We start from the raw sequence: 15,070 nt of genomic DNA, 5'->3' as shown, positions 1-15,070 counted from the left end.
TGTCTCCTCAGGCGCGGCGCGTGAGCGTGAGGCGGAAGTTGTTGAAGAACCGGTCCTCGAGCGTGTACGCGAAGATGTCCAGGTAGCGCTCGAAGCGGGCGACCACGTCCTCGCCCTCGGCTGCGACCGCCTGCTCGCGGTCGGCCGCCAGGCGCTCCAGCCATGCGCGGCACGCCATGGCGAAGGACTCCCGCTCGTTCACGATCTCCACGATGTCGAAGAGCCCCTCCATGCCCAGCGCCAGCTCGTGCAGGTGCGGGATGTGGCAGCCCTCGAACTCCGAACGCTGGAGGAACTTCAGGTCGGACAGGAGTGCCCGGTTCATCGGCAGCGCCTCGGCCGTCATGGTGTGCAGCACGAACCCCGCGCCCGGGCGCAGCAGGGAGTGCACCTGGCCGAAGAAGGTCCGGTACTGCTTCGTGCGTTCACGCGGAGGGAGGCTGGAGTGCACGAAGTGCTCCAGCGAGTTGACGCAGAACGCCGCGTCGTAGGGCTCCTCCGTCGTGTGGTCCGCCCAGCTCTCCACCCGCGTCTCGATCAGCGGGTTGCCGAGCGCGGAGATGAACTCCTCCTGCGTCCGGCTCAGGGTGAGCCCCACACCGTGCTGGACGTTGTGGACGGTGGTGAGCCTGTCGAGCAGCGCCCCCCACCCGCAGCCGATGTCCAGGACACGGCGGGCGTTCGCCGCCCTGCCCAGGTGCGCGAAGGCGTCGAGCTTGCGCTCCTGGGCCTGGTCCAGGGCCTCCACCAGGTCCTCGCCCGGTTCCCAGTAACCACCGGAATACATCATGCTCGTGCCCAGTAGGAGGCTGTAGAAGTCGTTGCCGACCTCGTAGTGGTGCCGAATCGCGTCGACATCCGGGTTGGCCGCCCCCGGGCTGTCCGTGCTCTTTTCCGAGGCAGTCGTCGTCATGCCCGCATCCTTCGTCGCTCGAGGCTCAGAAAGTCATCCGGAACGAGCAAAGTCCCCGCGCGCAACAGAGGTGCAAGACATCGCGGACCCCTTGTTGCGCGGCGCTTGCGTGCTCGGGGGTTCCATGCTTCACGGAATACGCAAGCCCCCGGAGAGAGGATCCGATCCATGTTGATTCCCACGGTCGAGGAACTGGCCGGACAACTCGCTGCAGTTTCGGGAGCGGAGAAAATTGACCCAGACCACCCGATCCAGCACATCACGGACGTCGACTCGCTCGACCTGATGGAATGGTTGTACGGGTTCCAGAACGACTATCCGCACATTCCTGCCGACGAGTCGCTCTTCGCCGACATCGACGACACCACGACGCTGCGGGCCGTGCACGAGCGCATCCGTGGTCTCGTGCCGGACCAGGTCTGAAGAGGCTCACATGAGTGGATTTAGCATCACCGGGTGGGGAGTGTCCGTCCCCGAGTACATCGTCTCCAGCAAAGAACTCGCCCGGCGCTTCGACGTCGATGAGGACTGGATCACCAGCCGATGCGGCATCCGTGAGAGGCGGGCGGTCTCCCCCGGGCAGACGACGGCGTCGCTGGCCGTGGAGGCCGGGCGCGCCGCGCTCGAGCGGGCCGGCCTCAACGGCGTTGACATCGCCCACCTGATCGTCGCCACGGCCACACCGGAGCAGCCTTCCCCGGCGACGTCCGCGTTCGTTCACCACGAACTGGGCATCGCCGGGAGTGCGCACGACGTCAACTCTGAGTGCGCCGGGTTCATCTACGGGCTCGTCTCCGCCATGGCCCTTATGGTCCTCGACCCGCGACCCGTCCTGCTGATCGGGTCCGACACGCACACCCTGACGACCGACCCTGATGACCGCGATCTGAGCATCCTGGTGGGTGACGGGGCCGGCGCGGTCGTGCTGACACCGCCCTCCGACGGCGGCCGTGTGCGGGCGTGGGACCTCGGGGCCGACGGTTCGTGCACCGGAAGCCTCAAGGTGCCAGCCGGGGGCAGCCGGATGCCCGCGACCGAGGAAACCGTGCGGCAAGGGCTGCACAACGCGCAGATCAACGGCAACGAGATCTACCTGAACGCGGTCCGCTACACGGTCCGCACGGTCCGCAAGACCCTGGAGACGGCCGGGGTCGACCCGTCCGAGGTCAAACACGTCATCCCCCACCAGGCCAACATCCGGATCATCGACTCGATCCTCAATCACACCGGGCTCCGCCAGGAATCCCTGGTGACGAACCTGGAGCGCTACGGGAACACGGCCTCGGCCTCGGTCCCGATCGCACTGGCGGAGGCGCTCGACGAAGGGCGGATCGAGGAGGGCGACATGGTGCTGTTCGCAGGCTTCGGCGCGGGGATGACGTGGGGGTCGATCCTCCTGGAGTGGGAAGGGCGGACCCCATGAGCGCCGCGAAGGACCGGTCCGGCACCCGTCCGGAGTCCCCGGTGGCCCTGGTGACCGGGGCGTCCGGAGGGCTGGGCCGGGAACTGGCGATCGAACTGGACGCCCTCGGCTGCCGGGTGGCCGTGCACTACAACTCCTCCGAGGACGCGGCCCTGGCCGTGCAGGGCAAACTGCACAACGAATCGGTCGTGGTGACCGGCGACGTCGGCCATTACGAAGCGGTCACCGGCTTCTTCGGGGAGATCACCGAACGGCTGGGACCCGTGGATGTGCTGGTGAACAACAGCGCGATCCGCAAAGACGCACTAATGGCGATGCAGTCACCGGACGACTGGGCCCAGGTCGTCCGGACGAACCTGGTCGGCTCCTTCCACACTTCGCGCGTGGCTGTACCCGCCATGCTCAGGAAGCGTTGGGGCCGCGTCGTCAATGTCGTGTCGCCCTCCGGGATTATCGCCACAGCCGGGCAGACGGCCTACTCTGCGTCCAAGGCGGGGCTCATCGGTTTCACCCGCACCCTGGCCGCGGAGTGCGGCCGCCGTGGGGTGACCGTCAACGCCCTATCGCCGGGCTTTATGGCCACGTCCATGACGGAGAAGCTGTCGACGAGCGTGGTGGAGGGCATCCGGGACCAGGCACCCGTTCCCCGCTTCGTCTCCCCGGCAGAAGTGGCCTCCAGCATGAACCTGTTCCTGGATCAGGAATGTATGACGGGCCAGGTCATCAGTATCGACAGCGGCGTCTCCATCACATGAGGAGAGCCTTGCGACCTGCGGCGGTCCGGGACGAGCGGTGAGTCGGCCCCGGGCCGCCGACGCGTAGGGGCCGTGAGGGGGGAGGGCTGTGCGCTATCCCTCGGCCGAACCAGTCCTCGTTAGTCTGCCACTCTGCCACACAATTCGCCGAACCCGGTCGAGCGGCCGCTGTTGGCTTGCTTTCACTGCTGACCCGAGGGCCGGGGCCGCGCGTCATCGTGCCCGGCAGGAGTGTGATCCAGGAGCGCGAAGACTGCTTCGGCGGCTTGGCGGTCGTTGTGGGGCATCACGTTCGTGTAGAAGTCAGCGGTGAAGGAGTGGCTGCTGTGCCCGAGTGTCTCGGAGATGATCTTCAAATCTATGCCCGAGGCCAGTGCGAGGCTGGCGGCGCAGTGGCGAAGGTCGTGGAACCGGATCGGCGGCAGGCCGGCCTCGCCTGTCAGGTGGATGAATCGCTCCCTCAAGGTGTGTCGGCTGACCTGTCGGCCGCACTGGTCGGTGAAGACCAGGCCGCTGTGCGTCCACGGCAGGGCGCTGTTGTCCCGTTCGCGCCGCTGGGAGCGGCGCCAGTGGCCCAGGGCTACGACGTTGGCCTGGCCCAGGTGGATGGTGCGGCGGCTGCGCGGCGTTTTCGTGCCGCGGATGGTGAAGGAACCCGGTGCGGTGAGGTCGATGTCGGTCCACCGCAGGTTGAGTAGCTCGCCGGATCGAAGGCCGCGGGTCATCGCCAGTTGGTACAGCGCGACGTAGCGTTCACGGGTCGCGGCCAGGTGGCGCAGGAAGCTCGCGCACTGCTCGGGTGTCCACACCATGACCTTGGCCGGCTTCTCCCCGGTTTCCCTCCAGGCTTCGATTCGAGCCTGAGTCCATACCAGCGGGGGTTCCTTCACTACCGCAGGCAGGCCGGCGTGGGTAGCGGGGTTGTTGACGAGCAGTCCCCTGTCGCAGGCCTCCGTCAGTACTGAGCTGATGACCGCGTGCACTTTGTGGATGCGTTTGGCGCTCAGGGGGTACTGCCAGGTCCCCTTGAGCTTGCGGGCGCCGTGGTGGGCCCTGGCGGGGGCGAGGCGTTCGGTGACGGTGGGGACTAGCTCGTTGGCCACCACGCTCTGTGAACCCAGAACCCGGTACAGGGCACGCAGGTGGTGGGGCAGCAACTTGACGAGTTGGAGGTGGCCCAAGGCCGGAACGAGCAGGTTGTTGATGATGCGTTCGTAGTCCTCGAACGAGGTCGGGGCCAGTCTCGGCTTGTTGCGCACCAGCCAGTCCTGGACGTATTCGTTCACGGTGACCTTGTAGGCGCAGGGCATGCCGCCGAGGCTGGTGCGCAGGATCTCGGCTCGGACTGCTGCCTCAGCCTCGGCTCGGGTGCGGAAGGGCCCGATCCTGGGTTGGCGACGCTTACCGCCGGTGCTGGGCGCGTCGTAGCGTCCGTACCACTGGGCGTGCCCGGGCTTCTTGTATTTCGGGCACGCACCTTTCCGGTAGGGCTTCTTCGTCTCCGGGTTCTTACAGAAACACATTCGGGTGAAGCTCCCGTTGATGGCGTGACCTCCGGCGAATGGGGGGGGTTTCTGTATCTTGTGTTCCCGATATTCCAGCCGTGCAACGTCTTTCTTTGGTCCCGTCGGGAGTAACCCTTTTTATTGGAGTTATCCTAAAATGTGCCCTGATCGGCTGCTGTCCTAGGGCAGGCTGAGAGCGATGGCTCCATCTTTCGGAGCGCGGAACCCAGGAGCAGATAAGCAAGCCATGGGGGCAGGGTCGAAGGTTCGGGTTTCACAAGTCGAGCACCAGCAGTCCCCCGGCCCCGAACGCAACTCTCGCCCGTGTGTCTGCAAAAATCAATTTCTGTCGACACAATCCAACAGTCACACTCCAGGACGGAGGGCGTGGGATGCGCGGAAGCGTCAACCGCCAATGCTGGTGTACAGACCCTGAGACAAAGCGTGCCTATCGGCTGGGGCAGTGCCCGAAGTGGGCCGACCCCGGGCACGGAAAGTGGTATGCACGCTACGACCTGCCCCTGGAAGCAGGGGAACGCTGCCAAGACAGGCTGGGCCCCTTCGACACCCGACGGCAAGCGCAAGCAGCAGTCAGTGCCGCCATCGCCCGGACCAGGATCGGGCTGGTGCCTCAGGTGCCCCGCCAGAGCGTCGCTGAACACGTCCAGGGATGGGTGGAGAGCAACAAGGCCCGCTGGACGGTGAGCACCTACAAGGATTACGAGACCATCTGGCGCCGGTTCATCGAACCAGCCCTGGGCAAGGTCAGACTGAGCGAGCTCACCCGTGAGCACCTGAACCGCCTGTATGCGGCGATGGGCAGCACGGACACCTGTGCCCTGGACACCTACGCACGCAAGCTGAGGCGGCGTCTCCAGGAGGCTCGGGGAAAGACCGCGGGCGAGGCATGGCAGCCATCGAGTCCAGGGCGTATCCACAAGGTCAACGCGACCATCAAGTCGGCCCTGACCCAGGCTTGCAAGGCCGGGCTGCTGATTCACAACCCTGCCCGGTACGCGACCCTGCCGCGGGTGCCCTACCGGCGCGCTCTGGTCTGGACCCCGGAGCGCGCCGAAAGCTGGCGCCGTACCGGTGAAAAGCCGTCCACGGTCATGTCCTGGACTGAAGAGCAGGCCGGGCGATTCCTCGACCTGTCCCAAGAAACTGACGAGCGTGATCACTGCCTGTTCCATCTGGCGATCACCCGTGGGCCGCGCGCCCAGGAGATGCTCAACCTCAAATGGCGTGATCTGAGCTTGGAAGGCACGGGGATGGTAACGATTCACGGAACAAAAACCCCGCGGAGCCAGCGCACCATCAGTTTGGGGACAAAGAACGTTGCGCTCCTACGTCATTGGCGTCGGACTCAGCGGAGTGAGTGTGAAAAACCTGGAAAGCAGTGGACGGAGTCAGATTATGTATTCGCTGATAAGAATGGCACTAAAATGACACGGTACCAACTGTGGGAGAAGTTGGGCGAGTTGGCCCGTGAGGCAGGCTTGCCGCCCATCAGAGTGCACGATCTTCGGCATTGCGCGGCGAGCTTTTCCTTGTCCGCCGGGACGGACATGAAGGTGATCTCGAGGATGCTCGGCCACCGGAATTACCATTTCACCGCCGACACCTACGTCCATGTGATGCCCAAGCAGGACGAGGCGGCTGCTGAAGCGGTGACCAGAGTGATTCCACGCCGTGCGGCTTGACGCTCTGAAGCCTGGAGTGCCCTCACGGAACGCCTAGGTTCACCTCTTTGCCGAGTCCGGGCGACAATTCAATGCGCAGGCGAGGCGTCCAGCCCACGCGCTCTGGTGCGCTCGGCCTGCCCAGTGCCGGCCCAACCGTTGCAGCGACACGTCCTGGCGGCCGGAGGCGTCGGTGACCCACTTCTGTGCCGCGCTAGCGCAGGTGCTCTGAGTCATGCCCTTTGCCGTCGCACGCTCTCGGCGTACCCGCGGACTCACGCACTCAGGCCGAAGATCGTTGTCCCAGCTCATAGTCCTGCAGGGGCAGGATGCCAGGCGGGTCCACGCCCGAGTCCGCTTCGAAGGCGGTGGGTCGGGCTGGCGCCGGGGCTGGAGTAACTCTCTGTAGCGCCTGACCCGGGGCTCAGAAGGCGCTACTGCTGAAAGCCACGAGAGATAACCGTGAAAATGTGATGCGCGTCACGCCCACTTGGTACAACCACGGCAGGCTCTGACCCCCGGTTCAGGGCGCTGGCGCGCGGGAGTTCACCACATGCCTTTAGCGGCTCTCTCCAGTCTGCGCTCTCCGGGGGTCCCGCGCGCGCAGCTCAGCGGCCAGGCCGTGGGCCCTGTAGCTGGCTGGCGTGCGGGACTGACACGGATGCTGTGTCAGTAGGGTCCTGAACATGAAGAGGCCTGGGGCTCCTCTCACTTCCGTGATGCGAGAAGCCCCAGGCCAGAGCGCGGAGGATATGGGATTTGAACCCATGAGGGGGTTGCCCCCCAACCGCATTAGCAGTGCGGCGCCCTAGGCCTCTAGGCGAATCCTCCTGGATGCGGACCAGCCTACAGGTCGCCGAGGGGGCGCGCAAAACGGTTGTCCTGGTCGGGGCGGCCCTGTGGTGCGGGTCACGGTCCGGGTCGTCGCTCGTGTCCGTAACGCGATGTCGTGCCCGTTGTGTCAGGCCAATGCGGTCGGGAGAGAATGCGCGCGAATTCCGCTGTGCGGGCCTTCGGTTTCTGCGTTTGCGCAGCGCAATGGCGTCGGGGGAGCTCCGGGTGCGAACGTGCCTCCGCGCCTGGCCCTGGGTGAGCCCCCGTCGGTCACGTCAAGGCCGTGGTCGCCGGCCCGGTTGCGTGGGCCCTGCGTCCGGGGGCTCAACTGGTCGTGCGCTCGATGATGAGGTCGGCGTCGTGGCGGAGCTTCTCGGTGGCGCGGGAGAGTGTGCTCTTGACCGTCCCGAGGGTGACGCCGAGGCGTTCGGCGATCTGGGCCTCGGTGAGGTCGTCGTAGAAGCGCAGTACCACGGTGGCGCGCTGTCTCTCGGGGAGGCGGTCCACGGAGCGTGCCACGACGTCGGCGAGGTCGCTGCGCCACGTGGGGTCGTCCACCCGCTGCTCGGGGATCTCGTCGGTGGGGTAGACGTCCAGTCGGCTGCGGCGCCACTCGGAGATCTGGGTGTTGACCATCGCCCGCCGCACGTAGCCGTCCAGAGCCCGCGGGTTGGTGATGCGGTCCCAGGACAAGAAGGTCTTGACCAGGGCCGCCTGCAGTAGGTCCTCGGCGTCCGCGTGGCTGTTGGTGAGGTTGCGGGCCATGCGCAGGAGTGCCGGCCCGCGTTCGGCCACGTATCCGCTGAAGTCTTCGAACCTGGGGCTCTGGGCGGTACCCGCCACGGCGCTCACCGACCCTCTCCGTGACGTTATGTTCTTTCTGTCCTGTTTCTTCTCTTCACTGTCACACAGGGTGAGCAAAAGCTCGGGAATTGGCACTCCATGTGATCGCAAATCGCCGTCGGAGCAGTCCACTGCATCGACACGAACCGGTGCGTAGCGGCGTGTAACCGGAGCTCGGCGGGCCACGTCGGCAGAATGGGCACGGAGGACGAGTCGGGCTACAGGGGGGCGCAAGCGACATGTCAGTGACGACCGAGAGCGGAGCGGACCGGGCGCGGTTCACGGCCGCTGTGCTCGGCCCCGACACGGCACCCGTGCCCACGCCGCTCGGGACCCGTGTGGCACGCGGTGTGGTGGTCGGCGTGACCTCCTACATGCTGTGCCTGGCCACCGAACGCGGTGAGGAACGGTTCCTGTTCGAACGCATCACCACGTTCTGGCGCGGCGGAGAGGTCGGTCCCGAGGACCTGAGGGTGGGTGACGACGTCGTGGTGCGCTGTTCCCACGACGGGCGCCTGGTGGCCGAACGGGTCTGGGCCCGGTTGGCCCGGGCCACGGGTGTGATCGTCTCCCGGCAGGGGGAGTCGGTCGAGATCGACCCCGGGCACGGGAAACCGCACCGGAACGTGGTGCTGCCCTACCGAACCTCCGGACGTATCTCCGTCCGGCACCCGCGGCTGGAACCCGGCTACGTGTTCGACGCCGTCGGGGTGTGGCGCGACGGGGACATCTGGGCGGCCCGCCCGGCCACCACCCAGCCGCCGTACCCGTTGCGCTCCACGCCGCGCCGACCGCCGGTGCGCACGCACACGGACACACTCAACGGCATCGCGACCTGGTACGACCCGGCTTGGGGCCGTGCCACCCACCTCGACCCGCGGGCTCTGGCCACCGGTGCGGCCTACCCCGCACTGGACCGGGACAGCCATTCAGCGGGGTGCGACGCTCGTACCCCGTGTGTGCCTCTGCCCCAGGTGTCGGTGGGTGCGCGTATGACCCTGCGCAACGATTGCACCCGCGAGACGGGCGTGCTGGAGATTCTCGGTTGCGCCGCGGCCGACAGCTGGCTGTGCGACCTGTGCCCGGCTTGCGGGGGCCAGGGCGCAGGGCGCGTCGCCTCCCTCACGCTGGCTTCCTTCGTCGCCCTCGGCGGGCGCCCGGAGGAAGGATGCTTCAACGCCACCGTGACCGTAGCGAGCGGGGAGGGATGAGCATGCCCGCCGAGCTGAACCAGATCATCGAGGCCGTCAGGGAGGTCCAGCTGCCGCTCCTGGCGGTGCTGCTGTTCCTCGGGGCCGCCGCCAAACTCGTGCCGGGCCGATCAGGGGGCGGACTCGGCGTCCTGCTGCCCGAAAGGTTGAGGACCCCGGCCACTGCTGCCGTCGGTCTGCTGGAAGCGGTCCTGGCGGTCGGTCTCGTCTTGTACAGCGGTGTCCTGGGCGAGACCGCCCGGGCCCTGACCGTGGCCCTGTTCGCCGGGGCCGTGGCGGTGCTCCTGCTCGTGCGCCGCCGTGACCCGGAGGCCGGGTGCGGGTGCCTCGGCGGACTCAGCCGTGAACCCGTCGGGTGGCGTACTCTCACCCGGGCGGGCGTGCTCGCCGCGGGAGCCGCGGCCACGATCGGCCTGGCCCCCGCGGGGTGGGAGGTGGCGGCCTCGTTCACCTGGACCCACGCAGCCGTCCTGGGCCTGCAACTCCTCGTGCTCGCCGCGCTCAGCCCCGAGCTGCGCGGCCTGGCCGCGCGGTACCTGCGCAAGGAACCGTGCGAGCTGCGCCGCCACCCGGGCCGCCGGGCGCGGCGCCGCCTGTTCCGGAGCCAGGTGTGGCGGACCACCCGGCACGTGCTCCTGACCGAGGAGCCGGAGGACCAGTGGCGGTACGGCTGCTGGAGGTTCCTGCGCTACGACGGCCTGCGGTACGGACGCAGGGTCGACGTCGTCTTCGCGGTCCGCTCGGGCGGCAAGCGCCGCACCGCGGTGCGCGCATCCGTCGTGGACCGCGAGAGCCAGGACGTGGTGGCCACCTACGGGGCCGTCTCGAAACGGCCCCTGCCCGGCCCGCCCCGCAAACTCCCGGCCCCACGCCGTGCTGCACGCGAGGAGGCGGCGCTCCGCGACGACGCCAAGGCCGAGCGCACGCTGCATGAGGCCGTGGAGAACCGGTCCGGCGAGCCCTGGACGGACCTGGACACGGGCCGGCCGGTCTGAGTACGGGGAGGGCACACCTCGCTAGAGGGTCTGGTTCTGCCGCTCGACGGCGGCTTCGGTGAAGCCGACCAGCATCTCTTCGTAACCTGCGAGGTCGCCCTCCCCCATCACGGTGGTCGTGCCGAGCACGTCGCCGTTGCGGTACAGCAGGCTGAGCATGGTGCTCGTCTCGCCCTCGGACTCGACCTCGATCGCGTGGGCGCGCGACTCGTCTCCCTGGCCCTGCACGTCGAGGTCGTCGATGCTGTAGTCGGAGCTCGTGCCGTCCTCGTAGGTGGCGGTGTACTGCCCGCACTCCGCCGGAGGCTCTTCCGCCAGTGCGTCGGAGGCCTGCTCGGGGTCCATCTGCAGCAGCATGCTGGAGACAGCCCCCTCCTCCCACTCGTAGTTGGCCACGGAGGTCGGGGCGTCCTGGACCGTGTCGAGGCCGGACCAGCGGTTGGTGGCGTCGACGCACTCGGGTTTGTCGAGTTCGGTGGCGTCCCGGACCTCCGCGCTGTACTGGACGGTGGTCAGTTCGGAGTAGGTACCGGCCTCACCCCCGTCCGCCACCTGGGTGACGTCCTGGAACTGCAGGAGCTGGGCCTCGTGCAGTTCTTCGGCGGAACCCTGTTCCTCGGCACCCCCGCCGCCGCACGCGGTGAGCCCCAGAGCCAGGACCGCAGCGGCCGCCGCGTGCACCCCTCGCGGTTGCTGGGCGGATGACCGGATGTCTACACGGTGTCCCTTGTGACCAGCGTCGACCTGGTGGGAGTGTGGGGGGCGATGACGTGAACGCATGGTGTTATCTCCTCGTCTGTGCAATATTGCCGCTGGGAGCGGTGACCGACCCCAGTCGCTCAGCGTGATTCGGGGTTAGCACAAAGTATTGAGGAAGGACGAAGGTGTCGGAGTCGAAACCGCCATATCTGCGGTCCGTATTGGAGAGCATCCCGGCTTACAAGCCCGGGAAGAAGGTCGTCGGTCCTGACGGGCGCTCGATCAAACTGTCCTCCAACGAGAGCCCCCACGGCCCGCTCCCGTCGGTACGCGAGGCCATAACGCGCGCCTCCGCCGAGCTCAACCGGTATCCCGACCCCGGGGCAGCTGAACTCACCTCGGCCCTGGCCGGGCGCCTGGGTGTCCCCGAGGACCACCTTGCGCTGGGCGCCGGATCGGTCGGCCTGCTCCAGCAGCTCCTCGAGGCCGTCGGCGAACCCGGCGCGGAACTCGTCTACGCCTGGCGCTCCTTCGAGGCCTACCCGCTGCTCGCAGAGCTCTCCGGTGTGGCCTCCGTCAGGGTTCCCCTGCGGGGCGAGACCCACGACCTCGACGCCATGGCCGAGGCGATCACCGAGCGGACCCGTATGGTCCTGGTCTGCAACCCGAACAACCCCACCGGCACCACCGTGGGCGAGGAAGAGCTCGCCGCCTTCCTCGACCGCGTGCCCGACCACGTCCTGGTCGTCCTCGACGAGGCCTACCGCGAGTACGTCCGCGACCCCTCCGTGCCCGATGGTCTCGATCTCTACCGCGACCGGCCCAACGTGGCGGTCCTGCGCACCTTCTCCAAGGCCTACGGCCTGGCCGCGGTCCGCCTGGGCTTCCTCGTCGCACACCCGCACGTCGCCGCCGCCGTCGGCAAGACCCTGGTCCCGTTCGCGGTCAACCATCTCGCCCAGGCCGCAGGCGTGGCCTCTCTCGCTGCCGAGGACGAGCTCCTGGAGCGTGTGGCCGCCACCGTCAAGGAACGCGACCGAGTGCGCGACGCCCTCCTCGACGCCGGATGGACCGTGCCTCCGACCGAGGCCAACTTCGTCTGGCTGCGGCTGGACGGCGACACCCTCGACTTCGCCGCGGCGTGCGCCGAGGTCGGCGTCTCCGTGCGCCCCTTCGACGGCGAGGGCGCCCGCGTCAGCATCGGAACGCCGGAGGAGAACGACATCCTGCTGTCCGTGGCCACCCAGTACCCCAAGCGGCGCTGAGGGACCGGACGCAGACGTCCCGGACGACAGAGGGGGTGCCTCCGCTCGGGAGGCACCCCCTACGTGTGTGGCCGGGAGCGGCCGGCTACTTGCCCGCCGCGTCCTTGTCCAGCTTCTCGATGATCAGCCGGTACAGCTGGCGCGGACGCCCCGGCTGCAACGTGCGGTTGGGCGGCAGGGGCCAGGCGAGGCCCTCCTCCACCAGCGTGCGCAACAGACGCCGGGCGGTGCGCGAGGTGACCCCGAGCATGCGTCCGGCGTTCTCGGCATCCACGACGAGCGGTCCGTCCTCCTCGGCGATCTTCTCCGACAACCGCATCAGGGTTTCGCGGCCCTTTGTGCGCAGCGGCTCCGAGGACTGCCGTGCGGGCGCGCGCTGGGCCGGGACCAGGGAACGCCCCTCGCGGTCCACTGCGAAGCTCTGACGCGACGCCTGAGCGCGGTTCAGGGCGGCTCGTGCGTGGGTCTCGGCGTCCTGGGTGGTGCGGCCCATGCCGATACCGACCTCGATCGCGATCCCCAGCTCGGCCTTGATGCGTTCGACGAACGGCGGCTGGCGGAAACCCTCGGTCGCCGTCACCAAGGAACCACGGGTCGCCGTGATCATGAACGAGTGGTCGTCCAACCGGTGTGCGGTCGCGTTGATGCGGTGCGCCTCCTGCAGCAGCAGGCGGTGCAGCGACAGGCGCAGCTCCTCGCGCCAGTAACGCGGGGTCGAACGCCGGGAGGAGTCGCGCAGCGTGGGCACGTCGACCACGACCACCCCGAGCTGGGCCTCCTCCAGGCGGTGGTGCGCTCCCAACAGACCAGCGGTCTGCAGGGCGCTGCGCACACCGGCGTTGGTGGGACGCAGACGGATCACCGGCACACCGATGGCCTCCAGGCGCTCGGCGACCCCGCGCACGCACGTGATCGCCATCTTCGTGGCCTTACGGCGCCACAGCCCCTCGTGGAACGAGGTCAGCTGCGCGGTGTTGGTGAGTTCCTCGTGGACGTGGATGCCGTCGACCGGTAGATCGACCTCGGAGTAGGCCTCGACCACGTCCGCGCGACCGAGCACGTCGAGGCTGGCTCTGGTCGGGTCGAAGCGGTCGTCCAAGGTCGCTCGGAGCAGGGCCTCGTGCAGGCTGGCTCCGCCGAGCGGCACGAAGGTCGCCGGCATCGTCAGGACGCCGGCCTTCCGTGCGAACTCGTACGGCACAGGGCTGGCGAACAGGTACGCGTCGATCGCCGAACCCAGCCTGACGACCTTGTCCGTCGCCTCTTGCTCGTCTCGGTACGCGGCGGCGATGAGTCTGGCGTTGAGGGGTCCCGTGGACCCCGGACCCATGAGCATGACGCGCTCGACCACCTCATGGGGTCCTATGACGCCGATCGTCAAATCGCCAGTACGCTGGGCACTCACCTCGGGCTGCTCCCCGCTACCATTCCACGCTCTTCACTATGTGCGCCCACTGGTTTTCCCGACCCGATCTCTGTCACGGCATGATTGCCGAGATCGTACCCATTGTGCGGGGCCCAGGAAGATCGTTTTCCACAACAACGCCGAAAGCCCGGGTGGGAGGGGACCTCCCACCCCGGCTTGATCTGCGCTTACGACCTAGGAGACGTTCACGCGCTCCACGTCCGCTCCGAGAGCGGCCAGGCGTGTCGCGAACTGGGCGTGGCCGCGGTCCACCAGATAACCGGGCGCAACGATTGTCTCACCTTCGGCGACCAGTCCGGCGAGGACCAGGGCCGCACCGGTGCGGAGGTCGTGTGCTATGACCTCGGCACCGCGCAGCTCGCTCAAGCCGTGCACGATCGCGCGGGTGCCCTCGACCTCGATCTTGGCGCCCATCTTGTTGAGCTCGTCGGCCAGGGCGAACCGGCCGTCGTAGATCGCCTCGTGGATGTAACTCTCACCGTCGGCCATCGTGGCCAGGGCCATCAGCGGCGACTGGAGGTCCGTGGCGAAGCCGGGGAACGGCGACGTGACTGCGTTGATCGGGCGCAGCGGCACGGACGGGTCGCGCTGAACGTGCAGGACCGCGCCCTCCTGGGAGAAGCCCACGCCCATCTGCTCGAGTTTCCAGCGGGCCACACCCAGGTGGTCCAGGTGCGCGCCGACAAGGCTGACATCGCCACCGGTGGCGGCCACGGTCATGGCGAACACACCGGCGTCGATGCGGTCGGACATGATCGTGTGCTCGACAGCGGTGAGCTCGTCGACACCCTCGACGGTGATGAGGCCGGTGCCGCCGCCGCTGATCTTCGCGCCCATGGCGGTGAGGAAGTCGATGACGTCGAGGACCTCGGGCTCCAGGGCCGCGTGCTCGATGACGGTGGTGCCCGGAGCGAGCACGGCCGCCATGAGGAGGTTCTCGGTACCCGTGTGCGACGGGGTGTCGAGGTAGAGGCGGCCACCGCGGAGGTTGGAGGCCTCCACGTTGATGTGGTTGCGCTCGGCGTCCTCGGTCACTTCGGCGCCCAGACGGGCGAAGCCGCGGTAGTGGAAGTCCAGGTTGCGGCTGCCGAGGTTGCAGCCGCCCACACCCTCGATACGGGCCGAGCCGGTGCGGTGCATCAGCGCGGGGACGAAGAGGACGGAGCCTCGGAACTTGGCCGCGATGTCCGCCGGAAGGACAGCGCGCTCGGGATCGTTGAGCTGCGACGCGTCGATGACGACGGTGCGCTCCTCCTCGTGGAAAGCCACCTTGGCGCCGATGTGCTCAGCGAGCTCCAGGGCGCGGTAGACGTCCTCGATGACGGGGACGTTCCGCAGCACGGTGCGACCCTTGGCCGCGAGGAGCGCGGCCCCGATCATCGGCAGGACGGCGTTCTTCGCGCCTTGGATGAACGCTGTTCCGCTGAGGGGGCGCCCGCCGCGGACGCGGTAACGAACCTCCTGGCCCATGCTCATGTGCTCCTTCGTCAGGCAGATGTGGTGAAAGGTCCACCCTCGT

At 67.8% G+C, this 15,070-nt stretch carries 13 protein-coding genes and 1 tRNA gene; 7 read left to right on the top strand and 7 right to left on the bottom strand.

Translation table 11 applies throughout. The features are described from left to right. Positions 1–7: 7 nt before the first annotated feature. A complete protein-coding gene (locus D474_RS0120025; protein WP_017615285.1) occupies positions 8–913 on the bottom strand; it encodes a class I SAM-dependent methyltransferase in 906 nt (301 codons plus the stop codon). A 168-nt stretch (positions 914–1,081) separates the two neighbouring features. Here D474_RS0120025 and D474_RS0120020 point away from each other — a divergent pair, with 168 nt between their 5' ends. The 3 genes from D474_RS0120020 to D474_RS0120010 are packed head-to-tail and all read left to right on the top strand — an operon-like array spanning position 1,082 to position 3,091. Beyond that, positions 1,082–1,336, top strand: coding sequence for a hypothetical protein (locus tag D474_RS0120020; RefSeq protein ID WP_017615284.1), 255 nt, complete (start codon positions 1,082–1,084; stop codon positions 1,334–1,336). 10 nt (positions 1,337–1,346) lie between these two features. After that, positions 1,347–2,336, top strand: a complete 990-nt coding sequence (locus D474_RS0120015) for a 3-oxoacyl-ACP synthase III family protein (protein WP_026118651.1) — start codon at positions 1,347–1,349, stop codon at positions 2,334–2,336. Then, the gene (locus tag D474_RS0120010; RefSeq protein ID WP_017615282.1) at positions 2,333–3,091 is read left to right on the top strand and encodes an SDR family NAD(P)-dependent oxidoreductase; all 759 of its coding nucleotides are present in this window, start codon (positions 2,333–2,335) and stop codon (positions 3,089–3,091) included. Before D474_RS0120015 ends, D474_RS0120010 begins: the two co-directional genes overlap by 4 nt. Positions 3,092–3,273: 182 nt before the next feature. On the opposite strand, the gene D474_RS0120005 is transcribed toward D474_RS0120010, so the two are convergent. Further along, on the bottom strand, positions 3,274–4,614 hold the full coding sequence (locus D474_RS0120005; RefSeq protein ID WP_017615281.1) for a tyrosine-type recombinase/integrase: 1,341 nt from the start codon (positions 4,612–4,614) through the stop codon (positions 3,274–3,276). 374 nt (positions 4,615–4,988) lie between these two features. Between D474_RS0120005 and D474_RS0120000 the strand changes: the two genes are divergently transcribed. Beyond that, positions 4,989–6,299 (top strand): tyrosine-type recombinase/integrase, encoded by a 1,311-nt coding sequence (locus D474_RS0120000; RefSeq protein WP_083931884.1) that lies wholly within the window; start codon positions 4,989–4,991, stop codon positions 6,297–6,299. Between the two features lie 723 nt (positions 6,300–7,022). On the opposite strand, the gene D474_RS0119995 is transcribed toward D474_RS0120000, so the two are convergent. Further along, a tRNA-Ser gene (locus D474_RS0119995) sits at positions 7,023–7,109 on the bottom strand. Between the two features lie 327 nt (positions 7,110–7,436). Next, entirely contained in the window at positions 7,437–7,964 is a 528-nt protein-coding gene (locus D474_RS0119990; RefSeq protein ID WP_017615279.1) for a SigE family RNA polymerase sigma factor, read from the bottom strand. Positions 7,965–8,194: 230 nt separating this feature from the next. On the opposite strand from D474_RS0119990, the gene D474_RS0119985 reads away from it, so the two are divergent. Beyond that, positions 8,195–9,166, top strand: coding sequence for a hypothetical protein (locus tag D474_RS0119985; protein WP_040704026.1), 972 nt, complete (start codon positions 8,195–8,197; stop codon positions 9,164–9,166). Then, positions 9,163–10,161 carry a MauE/DoxX family redox-associated membrane protein gene (locus tag D474_RS0119980; protein WP_017615277.1) on the top strand — a complete coding sequence of 333 codons (999 nt, stop codon included), beginning with the start codon at positions 9,163–9,165 and terminating at the stop codon, positions 10,159–10,161. Before D474_RS0119985 ends, D474_RS0119980 begins: the two co-directional genes overlap by 4 nt. A gap of 21 nt (positions 10,162–10,182) precedes the next feature. On the opposite strand, the gene D474_RS0119975 is transcribed toward D474_RS0119980, so the two are convergent. Further along, entirely contained in the window at positions 10,183–10,842 is a 660-nt protein-coding gene (locus D474_RS0119975; protein WP_017615276.1) for a hypothetical protein, read from the bottom strand. Between the two features lie 203 nt (positions 10,843–11,045). On the opposite strand from D474_RS0119975, the gene hisC reads away from it, so the two are divergent. Then, a complete protein-coding gene (hisC, locus tag D474_RS0119970; protein ID WP_026118650.1) occupies positions 11,046–12,125 on the top strand; it encodes a histidinol-phosphate transaminase in 1,080 nt (359 codons plus the stop codon). Positions 12,126–12,210: 85 nt separating this feature from the next. Here the strand turns inward: hisC and D474_RS0119965 are convergent, their stop codons facing one another. Then, a complete protein-coding gene (locus D474_RS0119965; RefSeq protein ID WP_017615274.1) occupies positions 12,211–13,476 on the bottom strand; it encodes a hypothetical protein in 1,266 nt (421 codons plus the stop codon). A gap of 249 nt (positions 13,477–13,725) precedes the next feature. Continuing rightward, on the bottom strand, positions 13,726–15,021 hold the full coding sequence (murA, locus tag D474_RS0119960) for a UDP-N-acetylglucosamine 1-carboxyvinyltransferase (protein ID WP_026118649.1): 1,296 nt from the start codon (positions 15,019–15,021) through the stop codon (positions 13,726–13,728). Positions 15,022–15,070: the final 49 nt, after the last annotated feature.

The organism is Nocardiopsis salina YIM 90010, assembly GCF_000341025.1.
Lineage (GTDB): Bacteria > Actinomycetota > Actinomycetes > Streptosporangiales > Streptosporangiaceae > Nocardiopsis > Nocardiopsis salina.
This window is presented reverse-complemented; position numbering and strand designations above follow the sequence as displayed.

Excerpts from the sequence above, each read along its gene's own strand:
- D474_RS0120010 (WP_017615282.1), top strand. The coding sequence starts at position 2,333 with ATGAGCGCCGCGAAGGACCGGTCCGGCACCCGTCCGGAGTCCCCGGTG.
- D474_RS0120000 (WP_083931884.1), top strand. The coding sequence starts at position 4,989 with ATGCGCGGAAGCGTCAACCGCCAATGCTGGTGTACAGACCCTGAGACA.
- D474_RS0120015 (WP_026118651.1), top strand. The coding sequence starts at position 1,347 with ATGAGTGGATTTAGCATCACCGGGTGGGGAGTGTCCGTCCCCGAGTAC.
- D474_RS0119985 (WP_040704026.1), top strand. The coding sequence starts at position 8,195 with ATGTCAGTGACGACCGAGAGCGGAGCGGACCGGGCGCGGTTCACGGCC.
- murA (WP_026118649.1), bottom strand. The coding sequence starts at position 15,021 with ATGGGCCAGGAGGTTCGTTACCGCGTCCGCGGCGGGCGCCCCCTCAGC.
- D474_RS0119980 (WP_017615277.1), top strand. The coding sequence starts at position 9,163 with ATGAGCATGCCCGCCGAGCTGAACCAGATCATCGAGGCCGTCAGGGAG.
- D474_RS0120005 (WP_017615281.1), bottom strand. The coding sequence starts at position 4,614 with ATGTGTTTCTGTAAGAACCCGGAGACGAAGAAGCCCTACCGGAAAGGT.
- D474_RS0120025 (WP_017615285.1), bottom strand. The coding sequence starts at position 913 with ATGACGACGACTGCCTCGGAAAAGAGCACGGACAGCCCGGGGGCGGCC.
- D474_RS0120020 (WP_017615284.1), top strand. The coding sequence starts at position 1,082 with ATGTTGATTCCCACGGTCGAGGAACTGGCCGGACAACTCGCTGCAGTT.